The following is an 11,719-nucleotide window of genomic DNA, read 5'->3' as shown; positions in this document are numbered from 1 at the left end:
AAATAATGTCGTATATTTGCACCGCAATTGAGAAATCAAGTATGCGCCCAGATGGCGGAATCGGTAGACGCGCTGGTCTCAAACACCAGTGGATTCACTTCCATCCCGGTTCGACCCCGGGTCTGGGTACTGAAACGGGGGAGAGGAGTTATCTTCTCCCTTTTTTGTGCCTTGCCGCCTCGTAGCTCATTGGTCTGCTCATAGATAAGCTCAAGCACCTTGTTGTAAGAAAAATAGTGGGATAAATTTTGTCTTAATCTGAAAAATCGGAGAAGAGTTTAAAAATTTGAGTAATGTGCTTCAAGGTAGCCTATCCCCCAAATAGTTCGTTTCCATACGGTAAGGCACAAAATAATATGTATATGAATTGTTCGATCCGGTACTGAAGCAATCCGAATCATGTACTTGAGTTGCCCAAGTCTCCTGCATTATTTCATTGAGTGTAGTATTTGTTACAGGCAATTCTCCTACTAATTACAGTCAAATCTCCCACTAACTATTAAAAAGAAAAATCGCCTTCAGCCTTCAGTTCTTCACCAAAGTCCCTGTTCATCGACGTTTGGGCCTGAAAGCACTCCTGAAAGCGAATGTGTATAACTCCGGCTCCTTACTTACTTCCAACAGAGGCTCTATTATAGCAAAACAAAGCCTGCATTTCATGGTAACAGAGCCTCTGTTATAACCAAACAGAGCCTACATTTCATCTCACAATAGATAGTTCTACCGGCAAGTCTGAAAAAAACTGAAAGCGCTGAAAGCACTACCCCTTGCCTACAATACCTTCCTGCAAGGGTCAATATGTTCCGGTTTCAGCCGCTATCTCCTTCCTGCAAAGCGTTTGCGGGTAAAACTGAAACGGCTGAAAGCAGATTATGGTATGAAAATTCAATAAGATATATGATTAGGTCTATATTAATGCCGGAATTAAATTGTTTAGGACTATACATGGAATGGCGGACAGAAAATTCTTTCTTTGCAGGATTGCGAAGAGTTGGCTCTATCCCCACTAAATTTCTACTGTGCCATTATATCGGAATTCGGGGTCAGTAGAAAAATAGTACGATTTGTTTCAAGATGTTTCATTTGCTTGAAACACTTTGTTTCAAGGCGTGAAATTTTTAAAATGACTGTTTACAATAGGAAAATAGGCGGTGATAGGTGATAGATGAGGTGACAGGTTAGTGACAACCTATCACCGCTCTGTAAATACGATGAATAGGGAGTTTCAGAAAGATGGTGATAGGATGAAAGAGGATTTTCGTTTTTATGTATGAGAGAGCCGTGTACTCATTGACTGAATTCTCTGACATTTGCTTGCGGATGTCAGAGAATTTTGCGAATACGGAATATTGTATGTAGCCTGCCTTGTTCACGTTCACGATTCAAAATAACTTCATCTCTTGATAACGTATACCCACTAAGTTTCTACTGATCCCGGAATTCTGGGATCATGAATCATATTAATAACCTCCTATATTATTTATTCATTGCCTTCATATTTATTCCACTGTCGCCAACGTCAATATACTAATCCGTATTCCCTCCACATTCACCAGACAAGAAGCACATGCCAGCGTAGTAGAACCGGTGGTCAATACATCGTCAACGATCAGTATGTGTTTCCCTACAAGTGCTCCGGGACGTTGAAGTTCAAAGATACCTTCCACATTATCCCGACGTTCAAGTATGGATTTGTGTGTTTGTGTTTCCGTATTTTTCTTACGCAATATGGATTCTGTATCTATGGGGATTCCTGTTACAGCAGTGATTCCACGGGCAATCCATTCGCTCTGATTATAACCGCGAATTTGCAGTTTTTTCTTGTGAAGCGGTATAGGGATTATGACATCAATTCCTTGAAAAAAGTGGGAAGATAAAAGTTCTGCTGCCATATACCGCCCCATAATTGCACCGATTTCCTTCTGTCCACCATATTTCAAACGATGAAGAATCAGCCGAAAGTCACTTCCTTTCTCATAAAAGAAAAAGGAAGTAGCCCGTTCCAAAGGAATTTGTCCCCAGAAAAGCCGTTCCACCGGATTATCTTTTCGAAGATGATAGTTCGTACGAGGTAGTTTGATATTGCATACCGTACAAATACATTCCTCTCCCTTTGCTAACGGTCGGCCGCAAACAACACAGCAACGGGGAAACAGTAAAGATAAAAAAGAACTAAGCCAGTCTTTTACAAGAAGTGTGTGTCTCATAGTAATAGAGATTTTAAAGTTGCAATACCACTTACATATTCAATGGAGGGACTTCTGCCAAAAGTTTCTGAAAGAAAGAATGCAGAATTCCGTTCGTTGCAATAATATGGTGGCCTTCCATGAAATTATCTTCGCCATAGAAGTTAGTAACCTTTCCTCCCGCTTGCTGGACGATCAATGCCGCTGCGGAGTAATCCCATTTTCCGAGAAACGCTTCCATCCACGCATCGAAACGCCCAATAGCTACATAGCAAATTGCAACGGCAGCCGAACCATTCATGCGAATACCTCCCGCTACCCCATAAAGCTGATCGATAAGATGAAGAGCGGTCTGTTTATATTGTAGATAATTATAAGGTAGTTCTGTAATGACAAATGCATCTTTGATGTTCTCAACGTTCGACACATGAATTTCTTCACCGTTCATAAAAGCCTTTCCGCCTTTCCAGGCATAAAAACATTCATCCCGGCAAACCTCATAAACAACACCTAAAAGAAGTTCTGTGCGATTGCGCAAAGCAATAGACACACAGTAAGGAGCCTCATCATGAATATAATTTGTAGTTCCATCCAATGGATCAATGACCCAGCAGTAGGGTTCATCCTGATAAGTGACAGAGCCTTCTTCTGTTATGAACCCTGCTTCGGGCAGTAGAGCTGCAAGTGCTTTCACCACCCGCACCTCTGACTCTTTATCTACATAAGACACATAATCATGCACATGTTTTTCCACCACATGTTCACGACGGAAGTTCTTTCGTTCTTCTTTCAAGAAATGTCCAGCCTCTGTAGCAATTTGGCATACATCAGTGGTAAGTTGCTTTAAATCCAACATTTATTACTCAAATTAAAAAGTGCTCCGAAGTTATAACTTTTCCTGCAAAAAGCATAGAAGAAAATAATATTTTCGTGTTTGACACCAATATTGTCCTAAATAAATTTTGAGCATGAGCTAACTGACTATACTGTTAAGTATAGCCTCGAGAGTTCAAAATCAATCCCCCCTAATCGTTTTCGATGGTTTCGGGAGGTGGTGTAAATGGTTGATCAAGCCATTTTTGGAGGTCGATTTTGGTAAATGTGTTCAGCCGGAGCGTGACCACAAGGTTAGCCAATGCCCATTTGTATCTTGCGATGTGCTTTAGCCATGTCAGAATCAGCATTGTAGTCATAGCAGTCCATATTTGGGTCTCTACGGCATTGCGGGATGTGCCGATAAAGCTCTTGATGCGTAGCAGTTGCTTGAGGTTGCGAAAGAAGATTTCTATGTTCCACCGAGCCTTGTACAGAGCCGCTATGCTTGATGCTGCCAATGTGAAGTTGTTTGTGAGTAACTCAATTTCAAAACCGTGTTCATCGTTCCATACTGCGATGCGACGTAAACGTTTGGGATATTTGGATTTGGCCGCCGAGAGTTCGAACTCGATTATTTCGTCAATAAGTACATTCTGAGCGTGTTTTTCAGGCAAAGGCAACTCCTCTATGGCTTTGTACCGGATATTGTCTTTATGACGCACTACAAAGAACACGTTGCTGCTGTCCCAATTATTCAACAATGAGTAGTCACAGTAGCCTCGGTCGGCTACTACAATACTATACGGATGTAACTCAATATCAAAAGCAGCTTTGTTGTCGGTGGTTTTGCCATCGGTGATATTCACGAACTCCGGCAAAAGACTGTCATAGTCCAATAGCGTGTGCATCTTGACCGCCCCCTTGGTGGTAGTGTAATGTGCCCAGTCATATATTGACAGAGTCAATGACACCAATGTGGAGTCGAGCAGTTTTATCGGCATCTTGAAACGGAACTTTCTTCGTTGCCATAGGGCTTGCTGTCCGAAATACTGAAACAACGAGTAGAATATGCCGCGAAAAACCGAACTGTCTCGGTTGGCGTTCTGATATGCTACCGTTGACTTGGATGGTGCACGGTTGATTCCCAAATGATTGAGGTTGCCGGTGGCTGATTTCAGCCCGTTTGAGATATCTCTGACTGAATCACATCCTGAGAATTGGCTGAAAATCATGCTAACAAACTGACTCCATGTATTGTAGCCCTTACAATGCTTGTCTGACCCCGAAGATTTTATGATTTTCCTGATATTTTCTTTCGGGAGATGTGATATTACCTGTGCGAAAAGTGTTATATTTGCCATAGGAAGTAGATGAGTTGGTGGCTCGCTACTAAGGTAGTCATTTTACCTTAGTTCTACTTCCTTTTTATTTGTTCTCCCAATTTATTTAGGACAATATTGGTTTGACACACTAATTAGTGAAGTAACACCCAAACTACCATAATCAATATTGAGGAAACATCTAAAAAAACAAGGCCGGTTCATTTTCTTTTTTTTGAACCGACCTTTCTAAACTTTTACATCTAAATATAAATGTATAATTCTTTATTCTTTAAATTATAACAACTTTACTTCTGAACCACAATTTTCAACTTGCATGTACGCCCATAGAGTAATGCTACGCCATCATAAGTGAGTCCTGTTATGCCAGCTCCCGAGTAGGCTGGCCCCTGGCTTCCTACCACTCCTGTAGGAGTAGCTATTTTACATCCTCCGGCAACTAATGCATCCATATCATTTGCGGCCTCAATAACATGAATCACACCGTACTTGCCCATTGCGGTAACAAAAGCAATATAAGTATTGTCTTTTATCTGCAAGCTACAAGGATCATTCGGATACGCTTCAGACGCATTGACTCTTTGCATTAACATATCAGCACCTCCTTTAGCTATACTTTCCAATACGTTCAACGCCTCAAAAGTCTTGACGTCCGAAGCCGCATTCGCCATCATTACATCAATGCCAAGGTCAGTAACCTTATCATCAGGTATAAGAGTAAACAGCGTTTTGTTGGTGGCTACGCCGGCCGGTTTAATCCAGTCATTTACATCGTAAGCTCTCCCTATTGGGCCTCCACTAATTCTTGACGCACTGACATAAGAAAACCCTCTGTTTTTAACAGCAACAAAACTTGGATTTCTCCATATATTGATGAAAGCAAAGTCTACGCCGTTTGCCTTTGAGCCATATCCTTTAATTTCCTTCAAACTTAACACATGCTTCTGCACACCACGTATCATTATTCCCTCTATGGAGAAAATATAAGGTTGATCCGGTTCTATTGAATGTTCCCATTCGGGTGCCATTTCAATATCGTTGAAAACAAGCGCAACATTATTGTCAACACCCTCAATGCCCTCGATATTGATAATCTTCTCCTCTTTCAACCCTTCTATATCTTCCACTACAATCTTGATTCCATCGGTATCTTTATTGTCTACGACAGTTTTCAAGATAAATTCCATTTCTAATGGATCACCTGATACCGGAATAGTTGTATAGTCCTTCAGATCACCCAATACCTTATTACACAAAGTATGTTTTACGGACTTAATGCCCACTGCTGAACGGATCATTACAGACAGAGAAACCTCTTCATCGGGTACTAAAACAGGTAAATCTGATGGTTCTGTAAATATCTGGGACGGAAGTTTGGTTATCTTTTTAATAGGTATTACCTTTTGTGTCGTTTTTGTCAAAACATCTGTCGATGTCACTAGTATTCCGGCTGCTTCACGCGTGTTGACCTTGACATTTAAATCAAATTCAAGTGTCATATCAGTTTCCAGAGTATCAATCTTTAAACGTTGGCGTTCATTCGCATTTATCTCTTCATATTCTCCACTTTCATCCACCTTCAACAAGGTAGCATATATACTATGTATCCCCACAGCAGAGAAACTTCTGGCAGATACAGTCACCGTAGAGTTATACTCCACCACATCTATCTCGGAAGGAGAAGTTAGTTCTACAGTAGGTGGCGGATATGCATTGTCATCCGAATAATCGGCTTCACTATCACTACAATTTGTCAATAACAAACCCCATGACAGGGTAAGCATCAGGATCATTGTGTTTTTGATATATTGCTTCATGACTGTTCATTTTTTATTTTAAAGATTCGATTTGTAATTGAAAACAATGTAAATCCCCACTTACACTTGTTTCGGTTACCCCCCTAAAAGCCCATTTATGTGAAGTCAGGACAAATATACAATACTCGGAGTCTCTATTTCTATTTTCCACTTCCGAGAAAAAATAAGTATCAGAAGTTAAGTTAGAAGTAATTGCCGACTCAAGATTAGATAACAACGCACGTTTAACAGTGCCCACCAGAACTGTCTGTTCGTTTACTCTTTTCTTGAATACATCAACGGCCGGAACTATCAGATCTTCACTATTTAGCGACACAGAACAGAAGAGCATATCTATTCCGTTCACTGCTTCTGTTTTTGTTTCAAGATATCTGCAATCGTTTTTTACCACATATTGTGTCATCTCGGAAATAGTAGAAGGGAAAAGCACAGTACTACCGATTATCTTTTTTTCTCCGCTACTATAGCTGACAGGTACAAACACCGGCACTTTTTTACTCTCTCTAGCAGTCTCCGTACCCGTATTTATGATTGCAGTTTGCCCATAAATAGCGTTCGTTCTATCCAACAACGCCACTGCATGAACAGTGTTCCTGATAGACGCCGCCACCTCTTTATAACTACAAGAACTAAATAAATTTTGCTCTGACAAGTGTGCATAAACCAACACGTTAGTTGTTCTGAACCGATTCCATTCAGGGATTTCTTCTCTCTTGTTATCCTCATCACTACATGAAACGAACAGGCAAGAGGTAATACATATAAATAGCAGATATAGATAGTTTGGTTTCATATTTCATTCATTTTACAAATTCAACTTCGGTAAACAAAGCTCTGTGGTCAGATACCTCCGGATTAGATAAAACTTCAAACGACTTCACCTTCCACTTATTCTGTGGAAGCCCGAATATATAATCAATCTTGATTGTCGGCTGATCTGCCGGATAGGTGAATGTATCATCGCAGATTCTCTGCCAGTTCTTCATTACTTCACAAATCACATTAGAGTCGGTCCTGGCATTAAAATCTCCCCCCAGCAACGTCGGGGTATCTCCCGTACCGATCCGCTCATTAATCTGTTCGGCCATTGCGCTCCTTATCAAATCCGTCGAGTGATCCAGATGAGTCGTTCCTATTCTGATTACATCTGAAGTTCCGGGTTCCTGAATATCCACATATAATAGCGTCCGGGGTTCTTTGGCTCCGTCTATACCTTCAAAGGTTTTGTTATTGATATAAACAAAAGGATATTTTGAAAGTATGGCTACTCCATATTCTCCATCCCCAGTATTCATCGCTTTCCCGAATACGGAAAACAATCCCAATTCTGCAGCCAGCTGAGTGGTAAAATCTTGATTCTTATTCCTTTTTGTGTTGTAATCTATCTCTTGCAACATGACGACATCCGGATTGTATTTCCTGATAAATACCGCATACTCTTTCACCGAGTAACCAGTCATCTGTCCGGACATCCGGCAATTATAGCTCATTATTTTAAGAGCCTGTGCATACGTACTTTGATATGCAAAGAAGAAAAGGCATACCCATACAATGGGCTTCAAAAGTGTTTTCATAAAATTTTGTTATTAGATTAAGTTTACTTATTCAACAGTATATGTATATTCTGATATCTTTTTAAAGCTAACCGGTGTTATTGATTGCATCACCTCCAAGACATAGTTCAAGTCGTTCCCTTTACAAACGAAGTTGTACGTAAATGAAGCAATCTTTTCATTTTGAACTGTAATCTCTATATCAAAATGCCGTGAAAGTGTTGTCAGCACTTCTTTTAGCGATGCATTTCTGAAAATAAGCCGATTACTCTTCCAACTCGAAGCATCATCATGATATCTATCAGTTTTTATTTTTATTACATTACTCCTTTTTTCATAAACTGCCGTTTGCCCGGGAAGCATTTGCTGCATAGGTCTACGGCTTTGTACATGCCCGATATTGATACTTCCTTCGTCGAGTGTAGTTTTTACGACTTTATCCGAAGCATACGCTTTTACATTGAAACATGTTCCCGTCACCTGTATTTTTACATTCTCGGCAAGCACCTGAAAAGGTGATTTTTTATTTTCTGCTATTTCAAAATAAGCCTCTCCCTCCAGCGTAACATTCCTGTTGTATTTCGCAAACTGTTCCGGATAAGTCAATTTAGAATCGGCATTTAACCACACCCGGCTACCATCAGGCAGTAATACGAGTAACTTTTCACCTCTTACAGCACAGACCTCACGATAAACAAGATTTGCCTCACTATGACTTTGATAGAAATTATATCCTACACCTATCACAAGTAAAACAATAGCACAGGCCACCGTCCACTTAAAGAACAATGGTATTCTGATTCTCCTGTTCTTTCGTTTTTCTTCCTGCATCACGGCTTCCTGAATATTCTTATAAATGCGATATTCATCAAAAGGAGGCAGTTCTCTGTCGCCCAGTTCGATCTGTTTGCCTTCTACTATCCTCTGAATGTCGTCATCAATATATTTCCCGATGCCGTCAACTACTTCAAAGTCCTGACTTGTATGTTTCTGTTTTGATTTCATATTTCAATATCTATTAGTAATACACACTGTTACAAAAAAAGTATTATACAGACTACGTTAAACCGTGTTAATTCAAAAGAACATTTCATATCCGCAAAAAGCGATAGAATTACATCATACAATAAAGCAACAGTAGGCTAAGCTCTCCCACTGTTGCGCGAATCTGTTTTAAAGATTGGCTATATTGAAATTTGATTGTATTTATCGAAAGATTGAGTTTATCAGCTATTTCCTGATTGGAGTATTTTCCTGAAACTTTCATTTCAAAAATCTTGCGACGTTGCGGCGAAAGTTGCTCAAGAGCTTGTTGTATGATGTTCATTTGTTCTTGCTTAAGATTTTCGTTTTGAGAATTGTCTTCCAATTCCAAAACCATTGAAAGGCAATCCTCAAGTAAATAGATATTTTTCTTTGAATCTCTTAACGTATTGAGCAGATCGTTCTTCAACATCGTAAAAAGGTATCTGTTTATAGGTTTTGTTTCATCGATCTCTTCTTTTTTCAGCCAAAGTTTTAAGAATAAGTTCTGCACAGCATCTTCAGCCAATTCCTTATTGAGCAAATATTTAAATGCCAAAGAAAAGGTCTGCGCCGCATATGTCTTGTATACAATACTAAATGCCAGCTGGTTCCCCTCTTTCAGAGCCTTAACCAAAGCTTGGGCTTCATCCTGTGAGTATTTCTGGGACATCTTAATCATTTTAAATATGAAAATAAAAAGCTTATTATATCAAGTCCTTATTTTCAAATATATTAATTCTTTCTGATATAGCATGAACCGCAAACAATAAATGAAACAAGCAGGCCTCTTGTTTATTTCACCAGTCTTTGGTATTTGCTAAATAAAAAGGTGGAGAATGATAGCAATCCGTCATTTGTTGAATGAACATCTTTCCGGATATCTTTCCGACCCGTTGCATTTACCCAACCTGCTTCTATTTCTTTTAATTCATCTTCAAGTTGTTTCTGATCCACTTCCACACCTTTCCCAGCCGCATTGATAAATGTATGGATATACACCTCCCAACGTTTTGCATAATAATCACTTATCAGTCCTGCCCATGAACGGCTGGCATAATCGTTCAGGCTTCCTCCCCAAGTAGTAATCAAGTTGCGAGCGTTCTTTTCATAATAGTCTTTCAACTGGGGAGAATCCCCCATCTTCCGCGCATCATCAATCCATTTATCCAGAGAACAGTAAGGATGAAAGGCATTCAGTCTATCCAAATCATTCAATATTTCTTTCATTTTTTCGCCACAAGCTTTCAAAGCCTGATAATCTTTAGCTTCGACCATCCTGTCAAACTCCATTTTCACATCAAGAAAATAGTTTCCAAGCACCTGCCTGCCTACAGTAATCAAATCCAGACGAAAAGCATCCCTCCGGTCAGAAGGCGCTTCGTTCAGTTTTCTCCAAACCTCTAATAGTTCAACATTACTGTACACATTACTGGTCCGTTTTTCACTATTCTTATTCAATACGGGGCGATATCCGGGTAAAGTGCCCAATGTGCGCGGCACCTGTATATAAATATCATTGAATAATATTTTCCAAGCATCGCGCACAGGTTGCGACACGCATCCCACATGTCTGTCTGCCAGACATTCAATCCATTTATTATCATCCACATTCAGACTCCATGCTTTCTCAAGGATGTATTCGTAAGGAAACTGTACAACATCCAATCCTTCCAGTGTAGAGCCGATTCCCTTAAGGTTGTCTCCACCATTAATGATAGCATTCTCAAGTCGTGCGCCACTTTCTTTGACGTTACCTGTCAAGGTTGTGTTTCCTCCGAAATTGCCTAGATAACACCAAATATAAGGTTGTCCATAAAATTTCTCGGTAGTTTTCCAAAGCTCAATGTTTTCACAATGATAATCAAGCAGATATGTCTTATTCTGCGGAACACCCGTCAATAAAGCTTCTATTCGTGGAGACGTCCACTTCTCTTTATCATGATAAAACATCCATGTCATTTGCATCCATTGGGCTTTGGGATCAGCAGCCGTCAATGTAGCGTACATATCCGAAGCTATCTTCCGCAAATATTCGGGTTCGAAACTTGGTGGGTCCACCTCATTGAAAGGGTCTAAACCATAAATATGATCGGTTCCGAAAAGTTTTTTTTGTTCATCAAGAAATAGCTTCTGAATTTTCGCAAATAAAGCGTCGTTAGGATTCAGAAAGTTACAACGGTATGTATCAGTAAAGCCAGCCCATTTGCCCAAATGTTGGATATCGGCCTTGGGATAAATCCGTTTTAAATCGGCAGGAACATGTCCGGCAAAGGCTGGTAATACGGGCTTCATATTCAATTCACGCTCACGTGCAAGTATTTTTTTCTGCAAACTTACCTGATGTTCCAGCCATTCCATCGGCAACGGACCATTCCAACGATCGATGTTAGCCATCCGATGCCAAGGCAGATACGGGGGGCCCGTGAAGTAAGAGCGTATTTCGATGTCCGACATTCCCATTTTCGACCAGACTTTATACCACACTGCTTCTTGTCCGGTGATTGCCAAAGGCATATTTATGCCATTAAGGGCCATCCAGTCAATAAAACGTTCCCATTCTTTCCATTGCCACCAAGGCATAGTGTAACCATACGTGCAGTAATTCAGGAAAAAACGAGTATCTACTCTCGCTTCCGAAACGACCTTCTCACCAAGCATTGGCAATTCTGCAGGAATTTCAACGGCTATATCCGCATACCATGACACCGTAGTGAGACAGTAATACTTCAGGTAATGGTTCAACCCCATCGCCATTGAGTTAGCGTTGTTTCCACCTATTACAATTTTATCTTTTACGGATTCTATCGTAAAGCAGTCTTTAGCTCCTTTTAACTTTTGAAACTGAAAACTCTCGATGTATGACGGCAGCAAACGTTTCACTAATGCTTCGGCAACAGCTACGTCTTTGTCTTTAGCCTGAAGAACCAACGACATAAAAAACATAACCAGACACATGTATACACTTTTTCTCTTCATTCTGA

At 40.2% G+C, this 11,719-nt stretch carries 9 protein-coding genes and 1 tRNA gene; 1 reads left to right on the top strand and 9 read right to left on the bottom strand.

Translation table 11 applies throughout. The annotated features are described in order from the left end of the window. Positions 1 to 45 precede the first annotated feature (45 nt). Positions 46 to 129, top strand: a tRNA-Leu gene (locus tag AB9N12_RS08740). Positions 130 to 1,499: 1,370 nt separating this feature from the next. Here the strand turns inward: AB9N12_RS08740 and AB9N12_RS08735 are convergent. From AB9N12_RS08735 to AB9N12_RS08695, 9 genes are all read right to left on the bottom strand, one after another. Next, on the bottom strand, positions 1,500 to 2,207 hold the full coding sequence (locus tag AB9N12_RS08735) for a ComF family protein (RefSeq protein WP_369891463.1): 708 nt from the start codon (positions 2,205 to 2,207) through the stop codon (positions 1,500 to 1,502). Between the two features lie 31 nt (positions 2,208 to 2,238). After that, entirely contained in the window at positions 2,239 to 3,042 is an 804-nt protein-coding gene (locus tag AB9N12_RS08730) for an inositol monophosphatase family protein (protein WP_369891461.1), read from the bottom strand. A 169-nt stretch (positions 3,043 to 3,211) separates the two neighbouring features. Continuing rightward, positions 3,212 to 4,363, bottom strand: coding sequence for an IS4 family transposase (locus AB9N12_RS08725; protein WP_369888970.1), 1,152 nt, complete (start codon positions 4,361 to 4,363; stop codon positions 3,212 to 3,214). A gap of 266 nt (positions 4,364 to 4,629) precedes the next feature. Further along, entirely contained in the window at positions 4,630 to 6,159 is a 1,530-nt protein-coding gene (locus tag AB9N12_RS08720) for a hypothetical protein (protein ID WP_369891459.1), read from the bottom strand. Positions 6,160 to 6,172: 13 nt separating this feature from the next. After that, positions 6,173 to 6,952 carry a hypothetical protein gene (locus AB9N12_RS08715; protein ID WP_369891457.1) on the bottom strand — a complete coding sequence of 260 codons (780 nt, stop codon included), beginning with the start codon at positions 6,950 to 6,952 and terminating at the stop codon, positions 6,173 to 6,175. Between the two features lie 7 nt (positions 6,953 to 6,959). Next, positions 6,960 to 7,733 carry an endonuclease/exonuclease/phosphatase family protein gene (locus AB9N12_RS08710; RefSeq protein WP_369891455.1) on the bottom strand — a complete coding sequence of 258 codons (774 nt, stop codon included), beginning with the start codon at positions 7,731 to 7,733 and terminating at the stop codon, positions 6,960 to 6,962. 27 nt (positions 7,734 to 7,760) lie between these two features. Then, on the bottom strand, positions 7,761 to 8,717 hold the full coding sequence (locus tag AB9N12_RS08705; RefSeq protein ID WP_369891453.1) for a FecR family protein: 957 nt from the start codon (positions 8,715 to 8,717) through the stop codon (positions 7,761 to 7,763). A 109-nt stretch (positions 8,718 to 8,826) separates the two neighbouring features. Then, on the bottom strand, positions 8,827 to 9,408 hold the full coding sequence (locus AB9N12_RS08700) for an RNA polymerase sigma factor (RefSeq protein WP_369891451.1): 582 nt from the start codon (positions 9,406 to 9,408) through the stop codon (positions 8,827 to 8,829). A 122-nt stretch (positions 9,409 to 9,530) separates the two neighbouring features. Further along, positions 9,531 to 11,714 carry an alpha-N-acetylglucosaminidase gene (locus tag AB9N12_RS08695; protein ID WP_369891449.1) on the bottom strand — a complete coding sequence of 728 codons (2,184 nt, stop codon included), beginning with the start codon at positions 11,712 to 11,714 and terminating at the stop codon, positions 9,531 to 9,533. Positions 11,715 to 11,719 lie beyond the last annotated feature (5 nt).

This window comes from Bacteroides sp. AN502(2024) (assembly GCF_041227145.1).
Lineage (GTDB): Bacteria > Bacteroidota > Bacteroidia > Bacteroidales > Bacteroidaceae > Bacteroides.
Note: the sequence above shows the minus strand (reverse complement) of the source record. Positions and strands in the feature narration are given on the sequence as shown.

What these genes read in the sequence shown, in the direction of transcription:
- AB9N12_RS08725 (WP_369888970.1), bottom strand. Translation starts at nt 4,363, where the DNA reads ATGGCAAATATAACACTTTTCGCACAGGTAATATCACATCTCCCGAAA.
- AB9N12_RS08730 (WP_369891461.1), bottom strand. Translation starts at nt 3,042, where the DNA reads ATGTTGGATTTAAAGCAACTTACCACTGATGTATGCCAAATTGCTACA.
- AB9N12_RS08715 (WP_369891457.1), bottom strand. Translation starts at nt 6,952, where the DNA reads ATGAAACCAAACTATCTATATCTGCTATTTATATGTATTACCTCTTGC.
- AB9N12_RS08695 (WP_369891449.1), bottom strand. Translation starts at nt 11,714, where the DNA reads ATGAAGAGAAAAAGTGTATACATGTGTCTGGTTATGTTTTTTATGTCG.
- AB9N12_RS08705 (WP_369891453.1), bottom strand. Translation starts at nt 8,717, where the DNA reads ATGAAATCAAAACAGAAACATACAAGTCAGGACTTTGAAGTAGTTGAC.
- AB9N12_RS08735 (WP_369891463.1), bottom strand. Translation starts at nt 2,207, where the DNA reads ATGAGACACACACTTCTTGTAAAAGACTGGCTTAGTTCTTTTTTATCT.
- AB9N12_RS08710 (WP_369891455.1), bottom strand. Translation starts at nt 7,733, where the DNA reads ATGAAAACACTTTTGAAGCCCATTGTATGGGTATGCCTTTTCTTCTTT.
- AB9N12_RS08700 (WP_369891451.1), bottom strand. Translation starts at nt 9,408, where the DNA reads ATGTCCCAGAAATACTCACAGGATGAAGCCCAAGCTTTGGTTAAGGCT.
- AB9N12_RS08720 (WP_369891459.1), bottom strand. Translation starts at nt 6,159, where the DNA reads ATGAAGCAATATATCAAAAACACAATGATCCTGATGCTTACCCTGTCA.